General features: G+C 73.8%; 21 protein-coding genes. 11 read left to right on the top strand and 10 right to left on the bottom strand.

What is annotated here, in order from left to right:
• Window positions 1-22 precede the first annotated feature (22 nt).
• The 5 genes from AB0C84_RS14210 to AB0C84_RS14190 form a co-directional block, all read right to left on the bottom strand.
• Entirely contained in the window at window positions 23-352 is a 330-nt protein-coding gene (locus AB0C84_RS14210) for an L-rhamnose mutarotase (RefSeq protein WP_179847793.1), read from the bottom strand.
• Window positions 353-410: 58 nt separating this feature from the next.
• Window positions 411-1,496 (bottom strand): rhamnose ABC transporter substrate-binding protein, encoded by a 1,086-nt coding sequence (gene rhaS, locus AB0C84_RS14205; protein ID WP_179847792.1) that lies wholly within the window; start codon window positions 1,494-1,496, stop codon window positions 411-413.
• Between the two features lie 80 nt (window positions 1,497-1,576).
• A complete protein-coding gene (locus AB0C84_RS14200) occupies window positions 1,577-2,566 on the bottom strand; it encodes an ABC transporter permease (RefSeq protein WP_339153922.1) in 990 nt (329 codons plus the stop codon).
• Window positions 2,563-3,651 (bottom strand): ABC transporter permease, encoded by a 1,089-nt coding sequence (locus AB0C84_RS14195; protein ID WP_361065365.1) that lies wholly within the window; start codon window positions 3,649-3,651, stop codon window positions 2,563-2,565. The genes AB0C84_RS14200 and AB0C84_RS14195 overlap by 4 nt, the downstream gene beginning before the upstream one ends.
• Before the next feature lie 4 nt (window positions 3,652-3,655).
• Complete coding sequence (locus AB0C84_RS14190) at window positions 3,656-5,194, bottom strand: sugar ABC transporter ATP-binding protein (RefSeq protein WP_179847789.1); 1,539 nt, start codon at window positions 5,192-5,194, stop codon at window positions 3,656-3,658.
• Window positions 5,195-5,496: 302 nt separating this feature from the next.
• Between AB0C84_RS14190 and AB0C84_RS14185 the strand changes: the two genes are divergently transcribed.
• From AB0C84_RS14185 to AB0C84_RS14150, 8 genes are all read left to right on the top strand, one after another.
• On the top strand, window positions 5,497-6,579 hold the full coding sequence (locus AB0C84_RS14185) for a substrate-binding domain-containing protein (protein ID WP_258943520.1): 1,083 nt from the start codon (window positions 5,497-5,499) through the stop codon (window positions 6,577-6,579).
• A complete protein-coding gene (locus tag AB0C84_RS14180) occupies window positions 6,576-7,289 on the top strand; it encodes a (Fe-S)-binding protein (RefSeq protein ID WP_258943521.1) in 714 nt (237 codons plus the stop codon). Before AB0C84_RS14185 ends, AB0C84_RS14180 begins: the two co-directional genes overlap by 4 nt.
• An 83-nt stretch (window positions 7,290-7,372) precedes the next feature.
• Window positions 7,373-8,794, top strand: coding sequence for a LutB/LldF family L-lactate oxidation iron-sulfur protein (locus AB0C84_RS14175; protein ID WP_361065360.1), 1,422 nt, complete (start codon window positions 7,373-7,375; stop codon window positions 8,792-8,794).
• Entirely contained in the window at window positions 8,791-9,411 is a 621-nt protein-coding gene (locus tag AB0C84_RS14170) for an LUD domain-containing protein (RefSeq protein ID WP_361065357.1), read from the top strand. Before AB0C84_RS14175 ends, AB0C84_RS14170 begins: the two co-directional genes overlap by 4 nt.
• A gap of 50 nt (window positions 9,412-9,461) precedes the next feature.
• Window positions 9,462-10,895 carry a rhamnulokinase family protein gene (locus AB0C84_RS14165; protein ID WP_361065354.1) on the top strand — a complete coding sequence of 478 codons (1,434 nt, stop codon included), beginning with the start codon at window positions 9,462-9,464 and terminating at the stop codon, window positions 10,893-10,895.
• A gap of 254 nt (window positions 10,896-11,149) precedes the next feature.
• Window positions 11,150-14,089, top strand: a complete 2,940-nt coding sequence (locus AB0C84_RS14160) for an AAA family ATPase (protein WP_361065351.1) — start codon at window positions 11,150-11,152, stop codon at window positions 14,087-14,089.
• A gap of 172 nt (window positions 14,090-14,261) precedes the next feature.
• Window positions 14,262-15,356: an alpha/beta hydrolase gene (locus AB0C84_RS14155; RefSeq protein WP_361065348.1), complete on the top strand. Its 1,095-nt coding sequence runs from the start codon at window positions 14,262-14,264 to the stop codon at window positions 15,354-15,356.
• Entirely contained in the window at window positions 15,353-17,788 is a 2,436-nt protein-coding gene (locus AB0C84_RS14150) for a GMC family oxidoreductase (RefSeq protein ID WP_361065346.1), read from the top strand. Before AB0C84_RS14155 ends, AB0C84_RS14150 begins: the two co-directional genes overlap by 4 nt.
• A 131-nt stretch (window positions 17,789-17,919) precedes the next feature.
• On the opposite strand, the gene AB0C84_RS14145 is transcribed toward AB0C84_RS14150, so the two are convergent.
• The 3 genes from AB0C84_RS14145 to AB0C84_RS14135 form a co-directional block, all read right to left on the bottom strand.
• Window positions 17,920-18,369 (bottom strand): SRPBCC family protein, encoded by a 450-nt coding sequence (locus AB0C84_RS14145; protein WP_361065343.1) that lies wholly within the window; start codon window positions 18,367-18,369, stop codon window positions 17,920-17,922.
• Window positions 18,370-18,424: 55 nt separating this feature from the next.
• On the bottom strand, window positions 18,425-18,850 hold the full coding sequence (locus AB0C84_RS14140; protein ID WP_179847780.1) for a PPOX class F420-dependent oxidoreductase: 426 nt from the start codon (window positions 18,848-18,850) through the stop codon (window positions 18,425-18,427).
• A 64-nt stretch (window positions 18,851-18,914) separates the two neighbouring features.
• Entirely contained in the window at window positions 18,915-19,571 is a 657-nt protein-coding gene (locus AB0C84_RS14135; protein WP_179847779.1) for a hypothetical protein, read from the bottom strand.
• A gap of 436 nt (window positions 19,572-20,007) precedes the next feature.
• On the opposite strand from AB0C84_RS14135, the gene AB0C84_RS14130 reads away from it, so the two are divergent.
• From AB0C84_RS14130 to AB0C84_RS14120, 3 genes are read left to right on the top strand one after another with little or no spacing between them, the layout of a single operon-like run.
• Window positions 20,008-20,496, top strand: coding sequence for a sigma-70 family RNA polymerase sigma factor (locus tag AB0C84_RS14130; RefSeq protein ID WP_312879808.1), 489 nt, complete (start codon window positions 20,008-20,010; stop codon window positions 20,494-20,496).
• Window positions 20,493-21,218 carry a zf-HC2 domain-containing protein gene (locus tag AB0C84_RS14125; RefSeq protein ID WP_258943531.1) on the top strand — a complete coding sequence of 242 codons (726 nt, stop codon included), beginning with the start codon at window positions 20,493-20,495 and terminating at the stop codon, window positions 21,216-21,218. The genes AB0C84_RS14130 and AB0C84_RS14125 overlap by 4 nt, the downstream gene beginning before the upstream one ends.
• A 57-nt stretch (window positions 21,219-21,275) precedes the next feature.
• Window positions 21,276-21,980: a hypothetical protein gene (locus AB0C84_RS14120; protein WP_361065339.1), complete on the top strand. Its 705-nt coding sequence runs from the start codon at window positions 21,276-21,278 to the stop codon at window positions 21,978-21,980.
• Here the strand turns inward: AB0C84_RS14120 and AB0C84_RS14115 are convergent.
• The gene (locus tag AB0C84_RS14115) at window positions 21,977-22,756 is read right to left on the bottom strand and encodes an ABC transporter permease (protein WP_361065336.1); all 780 of its coding nucleotides are present in this window, start codon (window positions 22,754-22,756) and stop codon (window positions 21,977-21,979) included. The two genes, AB0C84_RS14120 and AB0C84_RS14115, sit on opposite strands and share 4 nt — an antisense overlap.
• Window positions 22,757-22,824: 68 nt before the next feature.
• Window positions 22,825-23,781: an ATP-binding cassette domain-containing protein gene (locus tag AB0C84_RS14110; RefSeq protein ID WP_361065333.1), complete on the bottom strand. Its 957-nt coding sequence runs from the start codon at window positions 23,779-23,781 to the stop codon at window positions 22,825-22,827.
• Window positions 23,782-23,827 lie beyond the last annotated feature (46 nt).

Raw genomic sequence — 23,827 nt, 5'->3', positions numbered from 1 at the left:
CTCTCTTCTCTCCGTCACCTGGTCAGTCCAGGTGGAAGACCTCGGGGAGCGTCCGCATCCCCTCGTCGGGGCGGCCGTCGAGGTCCTCGAAAAACGGCGCCATCTCCGCCTGCCACCGCGCGTTCACCTCGGTGCGGGCCATCGCCTCCTGCGCGGCCTCGAAGTCGTCGGTCTCCAGGTAGCCGACGAGGAGGCCGTCCTCGCGCAGGAACAGCGAGTAGTTGTGCCAGCCGGTGTCGCGCAGAGCGCTGAGCATGTCGGGCCAGACCGCCTGGTGGCGCAGCTTGTACTCCTCCAGGCGGTCCTGCCTGACCTTCAGCAGGAAGCAGACGCGCTTCGTGCTTCCGGACATCTCTGTCTCCTTGTGGGGGGACGACCCCCCACGCCCCCCGGGGTCGCTTCGCTCAGATTCAGAAGTGGTACTGGTCGATGTTCTTCGCGTCGAACACCGTCGGCGGGCCGAGGATCACTTCGCCGTTGGCGCCGATCGAGCGCTCGCCGAGCTTGCCGGCCTTGAACTTCTCGCCCTGCGCGCCGGTGATCTGGCCGGACGACAGCGCCGCCGCCGCGAACGCGGCGAGGTAGCCGAGGTTCTTCGGGTCCCAGAGCTCGAAGCCCTTGACCGTGCCGTCCTTGACGAACTTGCGCATCTGGTCGGGGGTGCCGAGGCCGGTCAGCGCGACCTTGCCCTTGTACTTGGAGCCGGAGATGTAGCGGGCCGCGGCGGCGATGCCGACCGTGGTGGGCGAGATGATGCCCTTGAGGTTCGGGTACGCCTGGAGCAGGCCCTGGGTCTGCTGGAACGACTTCTGGTCGTCGTCGTCGCCGTAGGCCACCTTGACGAGCTTCATCTTGGAGTACTCGGGCTTCTTGAGCTCGTCCTGCATGAACTTGATCCAGGTGTTCTGGTTCGTGGCGTTCGCGGTCGCCGACAGGATCGCGATCTCGCCCTCGCTCCCGATCTGCTCGGCGAGCAGCTTGACCTCGCTGCGGCCGATCTCCTCCGAGGAGGCCTGGTTGATGAACACGTCCCGGCAGGCGGGGTTGGTGTCGGAGTCGTAAGCGACGATCTTGATGTTCTTGGACATCGCCTGCTTGAGCGGCCCGCACACGGCGTTCTCGTCGTTGGCGGCGATGAGGATCGCGTCGTGCCGCTGCTGGATCAGCGTGTTGATGTAGGAGACCTGCGAGGACGCGGAGGCGTCGGACGGGCCGACCTCCTTGGCCTCGCCGCCGAACTCCTTGGCCGCCGCGATGCCGGCGTTGTCGACGATCGTCTCGTAGGGGTTGTTGACCTGCTTGGGCAGGAAAGCCAGCTTCAGGCCCTTCTTCAGCGGCGCGTTCGGGTCGGCGGAGGCCTTGCCCCCGGCCTTGGCGTCCCCCGAGCCGGACGCGGAGTCCTTGGTGGTCCCGCCGCAGGCGGCCAGGCTGAGGGCCAGAGCGCCCGCCGTGGCGGCGGCCACCAGCCGGCGCGGGGCGCGCAAACGAATGGTCATCAGGGTGCCTTTCACAGTTCCGGGTCGTGCTTCGGGGTGGGTGGACGTGCGGCGGGGGGCGGTGGGTCGTGCGGTGGGGATCAGGGTGCGGCGGCGGGGACCGCGGGTCTCGCGCCCCGCCGCCGGCCTCGGGCCTCGCGCGCCACGGCGATCAGCCGCGGCGTGAGGACGCTGATGATGAGCAGCAGGCCCGTGACGATCGACTGGACCTCGGTGGAGACGTCGTTGAGCATCAGCAGGTTGCGGAGCAGGCCGATGAGCAGCACGGCCGCGATGACGCCGCCGAGGGTGCCCTTGCCGCCGTCGAAGTCGACGCCGCCGAGCAGCACCGCCGCGATGACGGCGAGCTCCAGGCCGATGCCGTTGTCGGCGCGGGCGCTGCCGTAGCGGAGCGTGTAGACGACGCCGGCGAACCCGGCGACGAGGCCGGACACCGCGAAAAGGATCAGCTTGATGCGCTTGACCCGGATGCCCGCGAAGTAGGCGGCGTCCTCCTGCGCGCCGATCGCGAACAGCGACCGCCCGATGCCGGTGGCGTGCAGGACTACGCCGGTGACGGCGGCGAGCAGGACGAACAGCGCGACCGGGTACGGGATCGGCGTGCCCGGGATGGAGGAGGTCGCCAGATCGGTGTAGGCGGTGGGGAACTCCGAGATCGCCCCCGTGCCGAGCGTCACGTACGCCAGGCCCCGGTAGAGGGTCAGCGTGCCGATCGTCACCGCGAGGGACGGCAGCCCCAGCCTGGTCACCAGCAGGCCGTTGACCAGCCCGCACACGACGCCGACGACCAGCACCAGCGGGATGATCATCTCGATGGCCATGCCGCCGTCCCACAGCTTGCCGGTGAGGGCGCTGCACAGGCCGAGGATCGAGGCGACCGACAGGTCCACCTGCCCGCACACGACCAGCAGCGTCATCGGCAGCGCGATCAGCGCGATCTCGCTGAGGTCGTCCAGCGCGAACGACAGGTTGTCGTTGTTCGCGAAGTCCGGCGAGAATCCGGCGCCGCCCGCGAAGACCACGACCAGCAGCGCGGTGACGGCGGTCTCCCACCGCATCAGGCGGCTCATGCCCGTCCCTCCTTGCTCTGCGGCGCGGCGGCGCGGTGCGCGGCCGACGCCAGGGACCGCTGTTTCAGCGCCCGGGTGACGCGCAGCGCCAGCAGCCGGTCGACGCTGATGGCCAGCAGCAGCAGGACACCGGTGATCGCGTCCTGCCAGAACGAGTTGACCTTGAGCACCACCAGCACGCTGCCGATGGTGGTGAGCAGCAGCGCGCCGAGCGCCGCCCCGTACACGGTGCCGACGCCTCCGGTGATGGCGACGCCGCCGACGACGACGGCGCTGACGACCTTCAGCTCCCAGCCGTGCGCGGCGTCGGCGACGACGGTGCCGAACCGGGCGAGCCACAGCACCCCGGCGAGCCCGGCGAGGGCGCCGCTGAGCAGGTAGGCGGTGAGGACGCGGCGGCGGATCGGCACGCCGGCGAGCATCGCGGCCTCCGGGCTGGACCCGATCGCGTAGTACTCGCGCCCGGAGGAGTAGGACCGCAGGTAGTAGCCGACCCCCAGCATCACCACCACGGTGATGATCGGCAGGTAGGGCACGCCGAGGATCCCGTCGTTGCCGAGGCTCAGCAGCGAGGACGGCAGGTCGGCGGCGCCGATCTGGTCGCCGTGCGCGATGCGGTAGTCCAGGCCCTGGATCACGTACAGCGTGCCGAGGGTGACGACGAGGGCGGGCACGCGGCAGAAGCTGACCAGCAGCCCGTTCACGAGCCCGCAGACCAGGCCGATCCCGACGCCGACCAGCACGACCAGCACGACGTTGCGGTCCCCGCCGGAGGCGAACTTCCCGGCGCTGAACGCGACGAGCCCGACGACGGACCCGACCGACAGGTCGATGTTGCGGGTGACGACGACCATGCTCTGCCCGACGGCGAGCAGCACCAGGATCGAGGCGTTGAGGAAGATGTCCTTGACGCCCTGGCCGGACAGGAACCGCGGGTTGGCGATCGTCGTGCCGAGCACGAGCAGGACCAGCGCGCCGAGGATGCTCAGCTCGCGGGCGCGCAGCACCATCTCGACGAGGCGGCGCCCGCCGCCCGGCGGGCCGCCCGACTCCGGCCTGGCCGGGGACTGGGTGAGGACGGTCATCGGCTCAGGCCGCCTTTCCGGTGCCGGGGCGGCCGGTCGCGGCGGCCATCACGCTCTCCTCGGTCGCGTCCGCGCGCGCGATCTGCGCGGTCAGCCGCCCCTCGTGCATGACGAGGATCCGGTCGGCCATGCCGAGCACCTCCGGCAGGTCGGAGGAGATCATCAGCACCGCCAGGTCCTGCGCGGCCAGCTCCGACAGCAGCCGGTGCACCTCGGCCTTGGTGCCGACGTCGATGCCGCGGGTCGGCTCGTCCACGATCAGCACGGCCGGCTCGGTGGCCAGCCACTTGGCGAGCACGACCTTCTGCTGGTTGCCGCCCGACAGGACGCCGACGGCGTCGCTGAGCCGCGAGTACTTCAGCTGGAGGCGCAGGCCCCAGTCGGCGGCGCGGTCCCGCTCCACCTTCCGGGAGATCAGGCCACCGCGCCCGGTCTCGCGGCGCAGCGTCCGCAGCTGGGTCAGCCCCATGTTCCGCTCGATCGACATGTCCATGACCAGGCCCTGCTGGCGGCGGTCCTCGGGGACGAGCGCCAGCCCGGCCGACATCGCGGCCGTGGGGCTGCCCGCCGGGAGCGCGCGCCCGCCGACCTCGACGGTCCCGGCGTCCCAGCGGTCCACGCCGAAGACGGCGCGGGCGACCTCGCTGCGGCCGGCGCCGACCAGCCCGGCAAGCGCGACGATCTCGCCGCGGCGGACCTCGAAGGAGACGTCGGTGAAGGCGCCCTCGCGGGTCAGCCGGCTCACCTTCAGCGCGACCTCGCCCGGCGTGACGTCCTGCTTGGGGTAGAGCGCGTCGAGGTCGCGGCCGACCATCCGGCGGACGAGGTCGTCGGGGGTGATGTCGGCGACCATGTCGGTGCCGACGTAGGCGCCGTCGCGCAGCGTCGTCACCCGGCGGCAGATCTCGAAGATCTCCTCCAGCCGGTGCGAGATGAACAGCACCGCGCAGCCGTGCTCCTGGAGGCCGCGGGTCACGGCGAACAGGCGGGCGACCTCCTGGCCGGTGAGGGCCGCGGTCGGCTCGTCCATGATGAGCACCCGCGCGTCCCGGGAGATGGCCTTGGCGATCTCGACGACCTGCTGGTCGGCGATCGACAGGCCGCGGGCGGGCTGCTGCGGGTCCAGCGCGACGCCGAGCCGCTCGAACAGCCGCGCCGTCTCGGCGTGCATGGCGCGGCGGTCGATGCGGCCGAGCGCGCCGCGCGGCTGGCGGCCCATGAAGATGTTCTCCGCGACCGACAGGTCGGGGAACAGCGTGGGCTCCTGGTAGATGACCGCGACTCCGGCGGCCTGCGCGTCGGCGGGGCCGTGGAAGGCCACCGGCTCGCCGTCCACCCTGACCTCGCCCGCGTCGGGGCGATGGACGCCTGCGAACGTTTTTACGACGGTGGACTTGCCGGCGCCGTTCTCCCCGGCGAGGGCGTGGACCTCGCCCGCGTGCAGCTCCAGGGTGACGCCCTGCAGCGCGCGGACCGCGCCGAACGACTTACTCACGTTGACCAGTGCCAATGTCGGCGGCGCCGAGCGGCCCGGTGCACCCATCGCGGCCCTCCTCGCGGGGGTCGTCTGTGACGTACGGATGAAAAACGTTTTAACTAGATGTTGCGGAGGACGCTAGATGTGACCCGGAGCACCCGTCAAGAGGGGAACTTTCCGCCGTCCCCGTCCGGGGCTGCGGAAAGCCCGTCCTCGCAAGGGCCGGTGGCGTTCGGAAATCCCTCGCGGCCGGGACCGGCCGCGCGGGTTTCGCACCCACTGGACCCCGGCAGCGGGTTGACACGTTTTAATCAGATGACCCAAAGTGAGCGGCGACACACCAGCGGACGGACTCGGGGGCACACAGATTGGGCGCAGACGACACCGGCCGCTCCGCGCCGCCGGGCGGGACGGTCGGCATCAAGCAGGTCGCGGCGCACGCCGGCGTCTCGCCGGGCACCGTGTCCAACGTGCTCAACCGGCCCGAACGCGTCGCCGAGGCCACCCGCACCCGCGTCGAGCAGGCCATCCGCGACCTCGGCTTCGTCCGCAACGGCTCGGCGTCCACGCTGCGCGCCGGGCACAGCAGCACGATCGGGCTGATGGTCCTCGACCTCGCCAACCCGTTCTTCACCGACGTGGCGCGCGGCGTGGAGGACATCGCCAGCGAGCGCGGCTACGCGGTGATCCTCTCGTCCTCGGGCGAGTCGGACGAGCGGGAGTTGCGCAACCTGCGGGTGTTCGCCGAGCAGCGCGTCCGGGGGGTCCTGCTGACCCCGGTCGGCGACGACGGCGAGGCCGCCGACCGGCTGCGCGAGCGGGGCGTCCCCGTGGTGCTGCTCGACCATCCGACGCCGCGCGCCAACCAGTGCTCGGTCGCCGTGGACGACGTCGCGGGCGGCGAGCTCGCGGCCCGCGAGCTGCTGGACGCGGGCGCCCGGACGCTCGCGCTGGTCACCGGGCCGGCCGTGCTGCGCCAGTGCGTCGACCGGCGCAAGGGCGCGCTGCGGGCGCTGCGCGCCGCCGGGCTCGGCCGGGACGCGATGCGCGAGGTCGCCGTCGGGGCGATGAACGCGCGGTCCGGGCAGGAGGCGGCCCGGCGGCTGCTGGAGGCGGGCCCCCCGCTGCCCGACGCCATCTTCTGCGCGAACGACCTGCTCGCGCTCGGCGTGCTGCGCGTCCTGCTCCAGGCCGGGATCAAGGTGCCGGATGACGTCGCGCTGATCGGGTACGACGACATCGAGTTCTCCGCCGCGGCCGCCGTCCCGCTCAGCTCGGTGCGGCAGCCCACCTACCAGCTCGGCCGGATCGCGACCGAGCTGCTGCTGGAGGAGTGCGACGAGACGGGCGGGCACGCCCACCAGCAGGTGATGTTCCAGCCCGAGCTGGTCGTCCGCGAGTCCAGCCGCTCCGCCCTGGGCGGCCCCGCCCTCGGGAGGCAGGCACTGTGAGAGTCGCGCTGTTCCTCACCTGCGTCAACGACACGATGTTCCCGGGAACGGGCCAGGCGGTGGTGCGGCTGCTGAGGCGCCTCGGCCACGACGTCGAGTTCCCCGAGTCGCAGACCTGCTGCGGGCAGATGCACCTCAACACCGGCTACCGGCGGCAGGCGCTCCCCCTCGTCAAGGGGTTCGCGGAGACGTTCGAGCCCTACGACGCCGTCGTGACGCCGTCCGCCTCCTGCGGGGCGATGATCCGCGACTGGCACCCCCGGCTCGCGCCGCGCGCCGCCGGGGTCGCCTCCCGCGTGTACGAGCTGACGGAGTTCCTCGTGGACGTCCTCGGCGTCACCGACGTCGGCGCGTACTACCCGCACCGCGTCACCTACCACCCCACCTGCCACTCGCTGCGGATGCTGCACGTCGGCGACCGCCCGCTGCGGCTGCTGCGCGAGGTCCGCGGCATCGACCTGGTCGAGCTCCCGGACGCCGCCGAGTGCTGCGGGTTCGGCGGGACGTTCGCGCTGAAGAACGCCGAGGTGTCGGCCGCGATGTGCGCGGACAAGGTCACCGCCGTCCGGGCGACCGGGGCCGAGACGCTGTGCGCGGCGGACAACTCCTGCCTGATGCACATCGGCGGCGCCCTCACCCGCACCCGCGCCGGAGTGCGGACCGTCCACCTGGCCGAGATCCTCGCCTCGACGGAAGAGGAGCCCGCATGACCCCGCAGGCGCGTACCCCGTGGGGAGACGACCCCCCACACCCCCCGGTTCGCTCCGCTCAGGCAATGCCTACCTATGTCGGGATGCCATCGTTTCCGGACGCGGCGCGGCGTGCGGTGGCGGACCCGCGGCTGCGCGGGAACCTCGCGCACGCCACCACCACGATCCGGGGGCGCCGCGCCGCCGCGGTGGCCGAGCTGGACGACTGGCCCGCGCTCCGCGAGGCGGGCAAGCAGATCAAGGACCACGTCCTGGCGAACCTCGGCCACTACCTGCGGCTGCTGGAGGAGAAGGTCGCCGAGGCCGGCGGGACGGTGCACTGGGCCCGCGACGCGGCCGAGGCGAACCGCATCGTCGCCGACCTGGTGAAGGCGACCGGCGAGACCGAGGTCGTCAAGGTCAAGTCGATGGCGACGCAGGAGATCGGCCTCAACGAGTTCCTCGCCGAGGAGGGGATCACCGCCTACGAGACCGACCTGGCGGAGCTGATCGTCCAGCTCGGGGACGACCGGCCGTCGCACATCCTCGTCCCGGCGATCCACCGCAACCGCTCCGACATCCGCGACATCTTCCTGCGCGCGATGGAGGACGCGCCGGAGGGGCTGACCGACGCGCCCGCCGAGCTGGCCGAGGCGGCCCGGCGGCACCTGCGCGCCAAGTTCCTGTCGGCCAAGGTCGGGGTGTCGGGCGTGAACTTCGCCGTCGCCGACACCGGCACGCTGGTCGTGCTGGAGTCGGAGGGCAACGGCCGGATGTGCCTGACGCTCCCCGAGACGCTCATCTCGGTGATGGGCGTGGAGAAGATCGTGCCGAGCTGGCGGGACCTGGAGGTGTTCCTGCAGTTGCTGCCCCGCTCGTCCACCGCCGAGCGGATGAACCCCTACACCTCGACCTGGACGGGCGTGTCCCCCGGCGACGGCCCGCGCGACTTCCACCTCGTCCTGCTGGACAACGGCCGCACCGCCACCCTGGCCGACGAGGTGGGCCGGCAGGCGCTGCGCTGCATCCGCTGCTCGGCGTGCCTGAACGTGTGCCCGGTCTACCAGCGCGCGGGCGGCCACGCCTACGGCTCGCCCTACCCCGGCCCGATCGGCGCGATCCTGTCCCCGCAGATCAGGGGCATCGGGTCGGCGGTGGACGCGTCGCTGCCGTACGCGTCGACGCTGTGCGGGGCCTGCTTCGAGGCGTGCCCGGTCGCCATCGACATCCCGGAGGTGCTCGTGCACCTGCGGGCCCGCGCCGTGGAGAAGGGGCCCCGGCATCCGCTGGAGCGGGTGGCGATGGCGGCGGCCGGGTGGACGCTGCGCTCCCCCACCCGGCTCGGGCTCGCGCAGCGCGCCGCGTCCGCGAGCCGCCGCGCCGTGGCGCGCGGCGGCCGGATCCGGCGGCTGCCCGGGCCGCTGGGCGCCTGGACCGAGACGCGGGACGCGCCCGCGCCGCCGCCCGAGTCGTTCCGCGCCTGGTGGGCCCGGACCGGCGGCGGGCGCGAGGAGGGGGAACGGTGAACGCGCGCGAGGAGATCCTGCGCCGGATCGAGCGGGCGGCGCCCGCCCGCCCCGCCGCCGAGGTCGCGGCCTCCTACGACCGGATCGACCGCGGCTACCTGCGCCGCCACCACGACGACGCGATCCTCGACCTGTTCGCCGAACGGGTCGCCGACTACCGCGCGACCGTCCTGCGCGTCGCCGCGTCCGAGGTCGCCTCGGCCGTCGCCGAGCGGCTCGCGGCCCGTCCCGGCGCCTACGGCGTCCCGTCCGGCCTGCCGGAGGAGTGGACGTCCGCGACCGGCGCCGCGCTCGTGCGCGACCCGTCGGCCGCCTCACTCGACGGCCTGGCCGGCGCGGTCACCGGCTGCGCGGCCGCGGTCGCCGAGACGGGCACGATCGTGCTGGACCACGGCGCCGGGCAGGGGCCGCGCGCCCTGTCGCTCGTGCCCGACTACCACCTGATCGTCGTCCTCGCGGCCCAGGTCGCCGCCGACGTGCCGGAGGCGCTCGAACGCCTCGATCCGCGGCGGCCGCTGACGTTCGTGTCGGGCCCGTCCGCGACGAGCGACATCGAGCTGTCCCGGGTGGAGGGCGTGCACGGGCCGAGGACTTTGGAGGTTGTGGTCATCACATGAGCGCAGCGAACCGGGGGGTGTGGGGGATCGCCCCCCCACAAGGGCACAGCATGAGCGAAGCGATGTTCGCGGCGGTCGATCTCGGGGCGTCCAGCGGGCGGGTGATGGCCGGGCGCGTCGGGCCCGGCACCCTCGCCCTGGAGGAGATCCGCCGCTTCCCGAACCGCCCCGTCCGGGTCAACGGCACCCTGCACTGGGACATCCTCGGCCTCTACGGCAACGTCCTGGACGGGCTGCGCTCCGCCCCGCGCGGCCTGGCCTCGGTCGGCATCGACTCCTGGGCCGTCGACTACGGGCTGCTGGACGCCGGCGGCGCCCTGCTCGGCAACCCCGTGCACTACCGCGACGCCCGCACCGACGGGGTGATGGAGCGGGTCCGCGCCGAACTGGGCGAGGACCTCCTCTACCAGGCCTCGGGGCTGCAGTTCCTCCCGTTCAACACGATCTACCAGCTCGCGGCCGACGACCTCTCCCGGGCCGCGACGCTGCTGCTGATCCCCGACCTGCTGGCCTACTGGCTCACCGGGGAGATCGGCGCCGAGCGCACGAACGCCTCGACCACCGGGCTGCTGGACGTCCGCGGCGGCACCTGGTCGGCGGACCTCGTCGACCGGCTGGGCCTTCCCGCGGGGATCTTCCCGCCGCTGCACGACCCCGGCGCGGACATCGGGACGCTCCGCGCGGACGTGGCGGCCGAGACCGGCCACGGCGCCCTGCGCGTCACGGCCGTCGGCTCGCACGACACGGCGTCCGCCGTCGCCGCGGTCCCCGCCGCCGCGGACCGCTTCGCCTACATCTCGTGCGGCACCTGGTCGCTGGTCGGCGTGGAGCTGGACGCCCCCGTGCTGACCGAGGAGAGCCGCAAGGCCAACTTCACCAACGAGGGCGGCGTCGACGGGACCGTCCGCTACCTGCGCAACGTGATGGGCCTGTGGCTCCTCCAGGAGTCCATGCGGACCTGGGGCGACGCGGACCTGCCGGCCCTGCTCGCCGCGGCCGGGGACGTGCCCGGCCTGCGCTGCCTCATCGACCCCGACGACCCCGAGTTCCTGCCGCCGGGCGACATGCCGGCCCGCATCGCCGCGCACTGCCGCCGCCGCGGCCTGCCCGAGCCGTCCTCGCCCGCCGAGACCGTGCGCTGCATCCTCGACAGCCTCGCCCTGGCGCACCGCGCCACGCTCCGCCAGGCGGCGCGCCTGTCGGGGCGGGAGATCGACGTCGTCCACCTGGTGGGCGGCGGCAGCCGCAACGACCTGCTGTGCCGGCTGACCGCCGACGCCAGCGGGCTGCCGGTGGTGGCCGGGCCCGTCGAGGCGACGGCCCTCGGCAACGTGCTGGCGCAGGCCCGCGCGCACGGCGCCGTCGCGGACCTCGCCGAGTCCCGCGCCCTGGTCGCCGCCACCCAGGACCTGCGCCGGTACGAGCCGTCCGGCGACGAGGCGCGCTGGAGCGAGGCCGCCCGGCGGATCGGGCTGGACGGCTGACCCCCGGTCCCCGGTCCGGATGTCACGGCTGCGGGACGGTTTACCCTCCCGAGGTTGACATGGGGCCGCAAAGGGCCGTTCATAGCTATGAACAACACGGTCACGCAGGGTCCCCCCGCGGCGATGGCACTCGGGGATGGGCGGGTTGCCCCACCTTATTGACGTTCTACCCGATAAGGTGAACCCCGCTCAGGGACCACAACGAGAAGCATGATCACGGCGTTTCGACCGCCTGTCGCTGTTGGGGTGTGGACATGGAGGGTCGTACCGGCCACGACAACGGAGCGGCGCCGAGCGGCGTCCCGCTGGTCGGGCGCAGGGACGTCCTCCGTGTCTTCGAGGAGTCCCTGGACGCCACGGCGGCCGACGCGTTCCGCTTCCTGGCCCTGGTGGGCGAGCCGGGGGCGGGCAAGACGCGGCTGCTGACCGAGCTGTCGAACGCCGCCGACGCCCGTAAGCTCGCCACCCTGGCCGGACGGGCCTCGGAGTTCGAGCAGGAGATGCCGTTCGGCGCCGTCGTCGACGCCCTCGACGACCACCTGGAGGACCACGCGGGCGACCTCGGCCGCGGCACCGTCCGGCTGCTCGGCCCGGTGTTCCCGGCGCTCGCCGCCTCCCTCAGCGACGGGGAGGACGCCGGCCCGCCCGGCAGCGCGCCCGTGGCCACCCCGGTGGCCCGCTACCAGCTGTACCGCGCGGTGCGGCGGCTGCTGGAGGAGGTGGCCGCCCCGTCCGGGCTGGTCCTCATCCTCGACGACGTGCACTGGGCCGACAACGCCACGATCGAGCTGCTGGACCATCTCGTGCGGCACCCGCCGCGCGCCCGGGTGCTGATCGCCGTCGCCTACCGTCCCGCGCAGGCGTCGGCGCGCCTCGCCGCGCTGGTCCAGGCGTCGCTGCGGGACGAGGGCGGGCACCGGCTCACCGTCAAGCCGCTCACCCAGGCCGAGGTCGCCGAGATGCTCGGCCCCGGCGTCAGCGGGGCGCGCTGCAGCGAGCTGTACCGGGCCAGCGGCGGCAACCCCTTCTACCTGGAGGCCCTCGCCCGCACCCGCGAGCCCCTCGCCCCCGGCTACGCCGAGGGCGAGCTGCCGCCCGCCGTGCGGGCGGCGCTGCAGCTGGAGCTGAGCGGGCTGTCGCCGGACGCGCTGCTGATCGCGCAGAGCGCCGCCGTCGCGGCCGACGAGTTCGCGCCGCCGCTGGCCGCCGTGGCCGCGGAGGTGAGCGAGCGGGTCGCGCTGGCCGCGCTCGACGAGCTGGTCGCCCGCGACATCGTGCGGCCCCGGGCCGAGCGCTTCCGGTTCCGGCACCCGCTCGTGCGGCACGCCGCCTACCGGTCCGCCGCGGCGGGCTGGCGGCTGGCCGCGCACGGCCGGATCGCCGCCTACCTCACCGAGATCGGCGCGCCCGCCGCCTTCCGCGCCCGGCACCTGGAGCGCTCGGCCCGGGTCGGCGACCGCGCCGCCGTCGCGACCCTGGTGGAGGCGGCCCGCGCCTTCGCCACGCAGGCCCCCTCGACCGCCGCGCACTGGCTGAAGGTCGCGCTCGGGCTGATGCCCGCGACCGACGACGCCGGCGCGGCGGGCGGTGACCCCGCCCAGCCCTCCCGCCTCGCGCTGATGATGGAGCTGGCGCAGGTCCAGACGGTCGGCGGCCACCTCATCGAGGGGCGCGAGACCGCGCGGAGCGTCCTGAAGATGCTGCCGCTGGACGCCTACGAGCAGCGCGCCCGCGCGGCCCGGCTCGCCGCGCTGATGGAACGCCAGCTCGACCGCCCGAACGAGGCCCGCACCCTGCTGCTGGACGAGCTGCGCCGGATGCCCGACCCCCGGTCCCCGGCGGCGGTGCCGCTGCGGATGCGGCTGATCGCCGAGCGGATGATGCGGATCGACTTCCGCGCCGCCCAGGCCGTCCTGGACCTGATGCCCGACAGCTCGGAGGACTGGGAGCCCAGCCTGGAGCTCGCGGTCGCCGCGTTCCGGCCGATGCCCGCGCTCGCCGCCGGCCGCATCGAGGACACCCTGCGCTACCTGGCGGCGGCCGACCGGCTGGTGGACGCCGCCCCCGACGAGCACCTCGCCGAGTGGATGGACGCGATCGCCTGGCTGTGCTGGGCCGAGACGTTCATGGGCCGGTTCCGTCCCGCGGCCCGCCGGTTCGAGCGGGCGGTGGAGGTCGCCCGCGCCACCGGGCAGCTCTACGTCGTCCCCACGCTGATGGCGGGCCTCACCCGCGCCTACGGCATGCTCGGCCGGCTGGAGGAGGCCGCGGTCGTCGCCGAGGAGGCGGTGGAGGAGGCGCGGCTCCTGCACTCGGGGCAGCAGCTGGTGTTCGCGCTCACGCAGCAGAGCCTCGTCGCGGGCTGGTCCGGGGACGAGGAGTCCGCGCTGCGGCACGCCGAGGAGGCCATCGAGAGCGGCGCCGGCGTCGGCGAGTGGTGGGGCTCCATGGCCCGGTACGCGCGCGCGATGGCGCTGATCGGGCTCGGCCGGCTGGAGGAGGGCGCCGAAGCCGTCGACGCGACGGTCAAGGGCCCGCTGGACCAGCGGACGCACCTGTCGCTGAGCGAGGTCATGGCCGGCGTCGAGGCGGGACGGGGCCGCGCCGCGGCCGCCCAGAAGTGGGTGGAGCGCGGCGAGCACTACATCATCCCCGGCCTGGAGGCCCACAACGGGCTGGCGCAGCTGGCCCGCGCCCACGTCCTGCAGCTCACCGACGCCGCCGCGGCGGCGCGCGAGGCGCTCGCGGCCGCGGAGATGTTCGAGGAGGCCGGGCACCGCATCGACGCGGGCCGGGCCCGGATGCGGGCCGGGCAGGCGCACGCCGGGTCCGGCGAGCGCGCCGCCGCCCGCGAGCAGCTGCGGCTCGCCGCCGAGATCTTCGCGGGCTGCGGGGCGCGCTCCCTGCACGCGCAGGCCGTCCGCGAGCAGCGCCGGATCGGGGTGCGGGTGCCGGCGCGGGGCGGCGGCCGCGAGACGGGGCTGCCGGGCGGGCTGTCCAAGCGCGAGTACGAGGTCGCGTCGCTGGTCGTGGAGGGGTGCACGAACTCGCAGATCGCCGAGCGGCTGTTCGTCAGCATCCGCACCGTCGAGACGCACCTGTCGCACATCTTCGCCAAGTTCGGGGTGAACTCCCGGGTCGGCGTGGTCAACGCTCTCAGCCGCCAGGACCCCGACGCCCCCGGGGCCGGCTGACCCGGGTTCGGACCCCGGTCCGGTCCGGGCCGTCCCCGACGCGAACGCGCGCCGCCGTATCCCCGTCTCAGTATGCGTTCGTCAGGGTTCCGTGCCAGAAGTAAGGGTTTACCACGATGTTGTGTTCCAGCAGGTCACCCCATGATTACTGCGGGAAAGGGAGGTGACGGACATGAACCGGACGATTCCTCGATTCACCCTTGAGGGCGTCAAGGATGCGCAGATCTCGACGTATCCGGTCACGACGGGCGACGGTCTCGGGCTGGGGCTGACCCGGTTCCTGCGCGAGGAGAGCGACGACGTCGTCCTGCTCGTGCACGGGCTCACCTCCTCCAGCGACCTGTTCATCATGCCGGAGATCCCGAACCTGGCGTCGCACCTGCTCGACAACGGCTTCACCGACGTGTGGACCGTGGACTTCCGGATGAGCGGCCGCTTCCCGTACGACGGCGAGACGCACCGCTACACCCTCGACGACATCGCCCTGTACGACTTCCCGGCCGCCCTCGCCGAACTGCGCAGGCACATCGGCGACCGGCCGCTGCACGTCATCGCGCACTGCCTCGGCGCCGTGTCGTTCTCGATGGCCCTGTTCGCCGGGACCGTCACCGACATCGCCTCCCTCACCTGCAACAGCGTGTCGCTCACGCCGCGGGTGCCGGCGTTCTCGAAGGTCAAGCTCGGCCTCGGCACCTGGTTCCTGGAGTACGTCCTCGGGCTGCCGTTCCTCGACCCGCGGTTCGGCGACGCCCCGCGGTTCACCCGGCCGTGGATGCTGTCGCGGGCGGTGTCGCTGTTCCACGGCGAGTGCTCCACCCGCGCCTGCCACATGCAGAGCTTCCAGTGGGGGGCGGGCAAGCCGGCGATGTACGAGCACGAGAACCTGCTGCCCGAGACGCACGCGCGCGTCGCCGACATCTGCACCGCGTCCGGGCTGCACTACTACCGGCACGTCCGCAAGATGGTCAAGACGGGCCACTCGGTCAAGTACGCGCCGCGGGACGAGCGCTACGCGCGCCTCCCGGAGAACTACCTGGAGAACGCGGCGGACGTGGAGACGCCCATGCTGCTCCTCGCGCCCGGCAACAACCGCGTCTTCACCGACTCCAACATCCACCTGCACAAGATCCTGGAGAAGGCGGCGCCGGGGCGCCACGAGCTGGCCTCGCTGCCCGGCTACGGGCACCTCGACCCCCTGATCGGCAAGGACTCGCACATCGACGTGTTCCCGCGCGTCGTCGACTTCCTCAAGCGCCACGCATCATGACCGACATCGAACACGTCGACGCCGTAGTGATCGGATCCGGATTCGGCGGATCCGTCACCGCGTACCGGCTGGCGGAGGCCGGGCAGCGGGTCGTCCTGCTGGAGCGCGGGCAGCCGTACCCGCCCGGCAGCTTCCCGCGCACCCCCGCCGAGATGGGCCGGGCGTTCTGGGACCCGGACGCCGGCCTGTACGGGATGTACGACGTGTGGGGGTTCAAGGGCTGCGACTCGGTCGTGTCCGCCGGCCTCGGCGGCGGTTCCCTGATCTACGCGAACGTGCTGCTGCGCAAGGACGAGCGCTGGTTCGTGCACGACCGTCCGGTGCCCGGCGGGGGCCACGAGCCGTGGCCGATCTCGCGCGCCGACCTGGACCCGCACTACGACGCCGTCGAGCGGATGATGGGCGCGACGCCGTACCCGCTGGACCAGGTCCCCTACGACGACACCCCGAAGACGCACGCGCTCCAGGACGCGGCGGCCGAGCTCGGCCTGCACAGCACGCTGCCGCCCCTCGCGGTCAGCTTCGCCTCCGAGCCCGGCGGCACGCCCGGGGTGAGCCTGCCGATCGCCGACCCCGCGTACGGGAACCTGCACGGCGCCCGCCGCCGGACGTGCAAGCTGTGCGGCGAGTGCGACATCGGCTGCAACGAGGGCTCCAAGAACAGCCTCGACCACAACTACCTGTCCGCGGCCGCGCACCACGGCGCCGACATCCGCACCTCCCACGAGGTGAAGGCGATCCGGCCCCGGCCGGGCGGCGGGTACGAGGTCGACTACGTCCACCACGCGGACCTGACCGCCAGGAAGCGCCGCCTGCCGACCCGGACGATCACCTGCGACCGGCTGGTCCTGGGCGCCGGCACCTACGGCACGACGTACCTGCTGCTGAAGTCGCGCAAGGCGTTCCCCGGCCTCAGCTCCGCGCTCGGCACCCGCTTCTGCGGCAACGGCGACCTGCTGACGTTCCTGATGCGGGCCAAGGACCGCAACCGGGTCCGCCCGCTGAACGCCAGCCGCGGACCGGTGATCACCACGGCGATCCGGCTGCCGGACGACCTGGACGGCGTGCCCGGCGCGGGCCGCGGCGCCTACATCCAGGACGGCGGCTACCCCGGGTTCACCGACTGGATCGTGAACGGCTTCGACGTCCGCGGCGAGTTCGAGCGCGCGGTCGAGTTCCTCTGGGGCCGCTTCAAGGAGTTCTTCAAGGACGCGCCGGACACCAACCTGTCCAAGGAGCTGTCGGACCTGATCGGCGACGGGGCGCTGACGGTCAGCTCGCTGCCGCTGCTCGGCATGGGCCGCGAGACCGCCGACGGGCGGCTGCACCTCCAGGACGGCCGGCTCACCGCCGACTGGAACGCCCGGACCAGCGAGGAGCTGTTCAACCGCGTCCGCAAGACGATGCAGGGGATCGCGGACGTGCTCGGCGCCGACTACGCCGACAACCCGATGTGGTTCCGCAAGCGCATCATCACCGTCCATCCGCTGGGCGGCGCCCCCATGGGCGACCACCCGGGCGAAGGCGTCTGCGACGCCTTCGGCGAGGTGTTCGGGTTCCCGGGCCTCTACATCGCCGACGGGGCGGCGATGCCCGGCCCGGTGGGCCCGAACCCCTCGCTCACCATCGCCGCGCAGGCCGATCGGCTGGCCACGCGGCTGCTGGAGGAGACGTCCGCCCGCCGGGGGGCGGGAGGACCGACCGCCCCGCCTGCCACGGGGGCCGAGCCGGCCGGGGGAGCCGGCTCGCCAGGCGGGGCGGGGAACGGCTCGGCGTACGGCCCCGCATCGGGGAGTCACGGCGGAACACGGGGACCGTCCACCGTGGCCGCGGGCCGTACGTCGCTGTCGTTCACCGAGGAGATGAAGGGGTTCGTCACCTACGGCGAGACCGACACGCGGATCGGCGAGCTGGTAGAGGGGCGCCTGCCCCTGTCGTTCCGCCTGACTATCACCGCGGCGGACACCGACCGGTTCCTGGCCGAACCGGACCACGAGGCGACGGCCACGGGGTGGGTCGACGCCACCGGGCACGGGGGGCGCCGCCCGGTCGAGGGGGGCACGTTCAACCTGTTCGTCGCGGACGGGCCCGAGGACCGGCGGCTGATGCGGTACCGGCTGTTCTACACCGACGGGGAGGGACGGCGGCGCACGCTGAGCGGGCACAAGAACGTCCTGCACGGGCCGCCGACGCGGATCTGGCCGGACACCTCCACCCTCTACGTGCGGCTGCTGGACGGGCACGTCGCCGCGGGCGAGGAGGACGGCGCGGAGGTCGTCGCGGCCGGGGTGCTGCACATCCAGCTGACCGACTTCGCGCGGCAGCTGACGACGTTCCGCACGACGGGGCCGGGCGGGGCGGGCACGCTGCTCGACTTCGGCAGGTTCTTCGCCGGGGAGCTGTGGGAGGTCTACGGTCCCGACCCCGACTGAGGGGTCCATGGTCGTGCAGGCCGAGGGAACTGCGGGGTGCTCTCGGCCTGCACCTTTTCGCCGGAGGCCGTGCGGGGGGTCGCACGGTCTCCGGCTCGGGGCCCTCCGCCGGGCCGGGCGCCGCGCCGGGGTCAGATGCCCTCGGCCGTGCGGGCGGGGCAGTCCGGCGGGCAGTGCTCGACGTGGGCGGGCAGCCAGCGGGTGAAGGCCCTCAGCATCTGCCGGAGCGCGAAGCCGACGACCGGGCCGGTGCCGGGGATCAGCGGCTCGAACGTCGCCTCCCAGCGCAGGAATGTCCCGGCGTCCCGGCGCTCCAGCCGGACGTCCGCGCGGTAGGAGCGCACCGGCAGGCCCGCCACCGCGATGTAGCCGAAGTGCTCGTAGGGCTCGTAGGCGACGGTCCGCTCGCTGGCCGGCCAGATCTTCTTGACCGTCCCGACGCCGTAGGGGGCGGTGTCGCCCGCGCGCGCCCGCCGCGCCGGGATGGGGAACCGGCCCCAGGCGCCCCACGCCTCGGGGACGGCCAGGTGCCGGAAGAGGTCCTCGGGCGAGGCGGCGGTGGTGGCGGTTGCCTGGATCATCGCCACACGCTACAGCCGCGCCCGAGGCGGGGGCAGACCCGGTTCCGGGACGCCGTCAGTGCGCCTGCCCGTAGAGGCGGTCGACGCGCAGGCGGACGACGACACGGCCGTCCTCGACCATGACGCGGCGGTACTCGTCCCAGTCAGGGTGCTCGCCGCGGATGTCGCGGTAGACCTCGACGAGCTCCTCGACGGCGGCGTCGCCGGGGTCGGCGGCGACCGCCGAGAGCTCGGCGGTGCCCTCGGCCACCACCCACGACCAGCCGTCGGGCGAGCTGACGTGCAGGCTCGCGCGCGGGTCGCGGGCCAGGTTGCGGGCCTTGGCCCGGTCGGCGGTGATCGAGATCCGGACGAGCCCGCGTCCCTCGTCGAAGTGGTAGTTGATCGTGGACAGCTGGGGCCGCCCGTCGCGCTTGAGGGTGGCCAGCACCCCGATGTCGCGTCCCGCCAGCAGTTTCCGCAGTGCCGCCTCGTCCGCCATGGCCGCCTCCCTCGATTGTCGCCTCTACCCGCGTCAACCCCGGGGCGCGCCGATCGCTTCCCGGTCAGCCGAGGGCGAGGGCCGGGAAGTCGAGGACGCGGGCGGACCGGGCCCCCGGCCCTCCCGCGTCCTCCCCGGCGGCGCGGCCGGTGAGGATGTGGCCGCGGAACACCGCGCCCTTCGCCGCGACCCTGACGGCGCGGAAGCCGCGCGGCGGCAGGGCGCAGAACCCGGTGCGCACGACGTCGTCGAACAGCGAGTCCGACACGACGTAGGCGAGGTCGCGGTCCGCGTCGTCGGCCAGCAGGCGGCGCAGCGGCGCGGCGTCCAGCAGCCGCTGGACGACGATGGGCGCGTCGCCCGCGGGGCCGAACGGCCCGGCCGTGAGCGTGCCGTGGTGCAGTGAGAGCCGCACGCGCAGCCGGAAGCGGCCGGCGTCCCGGTTGGCCTCGCGCAGCGCCCCGTCGAGCAGGATGACGAAGTCGCCGGCGACCGTCGCCGGGTCGACGCCCTCCGGCAGCGTGGCGAGCTCCCCGTCGCCGCCGACCTGCTTGTCCCAGCCGGCGCGGTCGAGGCCGACGCCGCGGGCGGCGCCGTCGAGCGCCTCCGACAGCAGCCGCTGCGCGTGCAGCTGCTCGCGCGTGTCGCGCCTGCTGTACCCCTGGATGTCCACCGCCAGCAGCAGGCGGTAGCTGAGCTGTCCTTCCTCGTTCTCCTTCACCAATCCGATCCCCGCCCTCGGTCTCTATGGGCAAATGGGCCCAATGCCCGCATTCGCTCCAAAGCATGGAGTGAGCGTTGCCCGGCGAAGGTCCGTTGCGCGGTCCGGAGTCGTCGCCTCCCGTACGCCCCTGAGACGCACCTAGGCGAGCCCTGGGACCGAAAGGTAAGGAGAAGGTGGCGAACAAGTAAGTAGCAATCCGGAAAATCCCCCATGAAACGGCCTCGGTTGAACCGCGCGGCGCGAGGGTCCCGTACTGCCTCCCAACGTGACACCCACGGTCACCGCGTCGCCCCGCACCCCTCGCACCCCGCCGGAGACCCCGATGGCCCACAGATCACCGGCCGCCGCGTCGGCCACCCGCGAACGCCCGCCCGGACCGTGGAGCTGGTTCCGCGGCCCGCGGCCCGCCGGCGGCGTGGACGACCAGGTGATCGTGACCGAGCTGTACCGCGTGTACGGCCGCCCGCTGCTGTCGTTCGTCCTGCGGCTCACCGGCGGCGACCGGCACTGGGCCGAGGACGTCGTCCAGGAGACGATGATCCGCGCCTGGCGCAGCGCGCACCAGCTCGACGAGAACGCGACCTCGCTGCTGCCCTGGCTGGCGACCGTCGCCCGCCGGATCGTCATCGACGACCAGCGCCGCAAGAACGCACGGCCGCAGGAGGCGGGCGAGGGCCCGCTGGAGAACATGCGCGTGCCCGACGGGTTGGAGGATCTGCTGCGCTCCGTCGTCGTGTCCGAAGCCCTCCTCGCCCTGTCTCCGGCCCACCGCGAGATCCTCAACGAGACCTTCTTCCGGGACCGCTCGGTGAACGAGGCCGCCAAGCGGCTCGGGATCCCCGTGGGGACCGTGAAGTCCCGGGTCTACTACGCGCTCCGGGCGCTGCGCGTCGCCCTGGAGGAGAGGGGCGTGACGCCATGAGAGCGCCGGACATGCCGCACGTCGACGTCGGCGCCTACGCCCTCGGCCTGCTGGAGGAGCCCGACCGCCGCGCGTTCGAGGCGCACCTGGCGACGTGCTTCTCCTGCCACGAGGAGCTCGGCGCGCTGAGCGGGCTCGCCCAGACCCTGGACGGCATCGGCCCGATCGCCGACCCGGTGGAGGCGATGCCCGCGCCGCCCGAGCCGGCGGCGGTCACCGACCTGATCCGGCACCGGATCCGCCGGGAGCGGCGGCACCGGACCGCGCGGGCGCTGGCCGCGGCCGCCGCCGGGGTCGTGCTGCTCGGCGGGGCGCTCGGCACCGGGTACACGCTGGGCGCCGACCGCGGCCCCGCCGCCTCCGCGCCGGACGGCGGGACCGCCCAGCTGTTGCGGGACGGCCGGGCGATGTCGGCGACCGACGCCGGCACCGGCGTCACCGGGACCGTGGCGATGCAGCAGAAGGCGTGGGGCAGCCGGGTCGCGCTGCGGCTCAGCAAGGTCGCCGGGCCGCTCTCGTGCGAACTGGTCGCCGTGGACGAGCGGGGCAAGGCGCACACCGTCGTCGGCTGGTCCGTCCCGGCCAAGGGCTACGGCCTGCCGGGCTCGCCGCAGCCGCAGCTGGCCCTGCAGGGCGGCACGGCGCTGCGGCCGCAGGAGATCAGCCGGTTCGAGGTCCGGACGATCGGCGAGGGCCGCACACTGCTGACCGTCCCGGCATAGGCTCCGCGCCCGGAACGCGCGGCCGGGGCGCCCTCCGATGTCTCATAGGCTGAGGTGGTGAGTGCGACCCGACCGTCCGCCGGCCCCGAGCTGATGCTGCCGGGGCTCGGCGAGGTGTACGCGGCCTACGTCCGGGAGGCCGGCGCCCTGCCCGCGCAGCCCGGCCCGCTGCAGGCCGAGATGTGGACGTCCGCGCAGCTCGGCGCCCTGGAGGCCGCGGCCCCGCACACCGCCGCGCGGCGCGCCGCGCTCGGCGACCTGATCGGCTGCCTGCACGCGGCGGCCACCCCGGGGGCCCGGGCCTTCCTGCGGGCGCTCGCCGCGGTCGGCCCGGCCGAGGGACGCGCGGCCGCGGCCCGCGCCGCCGGCCGCCTCGACGGCGTCCCGGCGGCGCCCTGGGAGGAGTCGCTCGGGCGGGTCGTCCCGGGCCAGGCGTGGCTGATCCAGGAGGGGCCGCTGGACGGCGACCGCCTGGTCTGCGAGTTCCGCTACGAGGGCGCCGGCACCGCCGGCATGCACGCCCTCGCCGTCCGGCTCTCCTACGGCGACGCCCCCGCCGAGATCGTGGTCGCCGGGGACGTCCCGGCGCTGATGGCGGCGGCGCGGCAGGCGATGCAGGCCGAGCTGTGCGTCGTCCAGCCCCACGACGCCGCGGCCGTGGGCGCGAGGCTCCGCTCCGCGCTCGGCGGCGCGGAGCCCCTGCCCGAGGGGTGCTACCCGGCGCTGGCGCTGGCCCGGCACCGGGTGTCCCTGCTGCCCTAGCGGCCGAGGGCGCGGTAGCGGCGCACCGACAGCGGGAAGAACACCGCCGCGATCACCAGCGGCCACACCACCGCCATCAGCACGCTGTGCTGCGCCGCCCACGACCCGCCGGGGACCGGCTCGCCGAACAGCTCCCGGCACGCCGTCACCGTCGCCGACATGGGGTTCCACTCGGCCACCGCGCCCAGCCAGCCCGGCATCGTGCTCGGCGCCACCAGGGCGCTGGACAGGAACCCGATCGGCCAGACCAGGATCTGGACGGCCGCCACCGACTCGGGCCCCTTGGCGACCAGGCCGAGGTAGACGCCGAGCCAGACCAGGGAGAAGCGCAGCAGCAGAAGGAGCCCGAGCCCCGCGAGGGCCTTGGCCGCGCCGTCGTGGACGCGCCAGCCGATCAGCACGCCGCAGGCCGCCATCACGGCCAGCGCGACGACCGAGTGGAGCATGTCCGCGGTGGCCCGGCCCACCACGACGGCGGAGGAGGCCATCGGCATCGACCGGAACCGGTCGGTCACGCCCTTGCTCGCGTCGCTCGCGATCGCGGCGAACGTCGTCTCGACCCCGAACGCCATCGTCAGCGCGAACATGCCGGGGACGATGAACGCCCGGTAGCCGCCGCCGCCGGGAACGTCCATCTGCCCGCCGAACAGGTAGCCCATCATCAGCACGACCATCACCGGGAACAGCAGCGCGACGGCGACCTCGCCCGGCTTGCGCGCCCAGTGGGCCAGGGCGCGCGAGGTCAGCACCCACCCGTCGGCCACGGCCCACCTCATGGACTGAACGCTCACAGTGACGCCTTTCTGTGGGGGGACGACCCCCCACGCCCCCCGATTCGCTTCGCTCACAGGGACGCCTCTTCCTTCTCCGTGAGGTGCAGGAACACCTCGTCCAGGGTCGGGCGCCGGAGGCCGATGTCGGCGACGGCGACGCCCGCCTCGTCCAGGGCCCGGACGACCTCGGTCAGCGCGGCGGCCCGCCCCGGCACCGGCGCCCCGACGCGCAGGGCCTCCGCGTCGACGTCCACCTCGCCGGTCGCGACCCGGCCGACGATCTCGGCGGCGGCGGCGAGCGCCCCCGGGTCGTCGACGACGACCTCGACGCGGTCGCCGCCGAGCCGCGCCTTGAGCGCGTCGGGGGTGCCCTCGGCGATGACGCGGCCGTGGTCGATCACCGAGACGCCGGAGGCGAGCCGGTCGGCCTCCTCCAGGTACTGGGTGGTGAGCAGGACGGTCGTGCCGCCCTCCACCAGGTCGCGGATCGCGTCCCACACCTCGCCCCGGCTGCGCGGGTCCAGTCCGGTGGTCGGCTCGTCCAGGAACAGCACGGGCGGCGCGAGGATCATCGACGCGGCCAGGTCGAGGCGCCGCCGCATGCCCCCCGAATACTCCCCCGCCGGCTTCGCGGCGGCGTCGGTGAGCCGGAACCGCTCCAGCAGCTCGTCCGCCCGCCGCCGCGCCCGCCCGCCGCCGAGGTGGTGGAGGCGGCCGAACATGACGAGGTTCTGCCGCCCGCCGAGCACCTCGTCGACCGCGGCGTTCTGCCCGACGAGCCCGATGCGGCGCCGCACCCCGACGGCGTCGCGGACCACGTCGAGCCCGGCGACACGGGCGCTGCCGCCGTCCGGCCGGGCCAGCGTGGTCAGGATCCGGACGGCGGTGGTCTTGCCCGCGCCGTTCGGGCCGAGCAGGCCGTGCACGGTCCCCGCGGGGACGCGCAGGTCCAGCCCGGCGAGGGCCTCGGTGCCGCCGTAGCGCTTGCGCAGCCCCTCGGCGACGACCGCGAACCGTGGTTCCGTCACCCGTCCTCCAAAACTATGTACGCAGTACGGATTTACCATCGCGGCC

Origin of the sequence: Actinomadura sp. NPDC048955 (assembly GCF_040649435.1) — a bacterium.
Lineage (GTDB): Bacteria > Actinomycetota > Actinomycetes > Streptosporangiales > Streptosporangiaceae > Spirillospora > Spirillospora luteofluorescens.
This window is presented reverse-complemented; position numbering and strand designations above follow the sequence as displayed.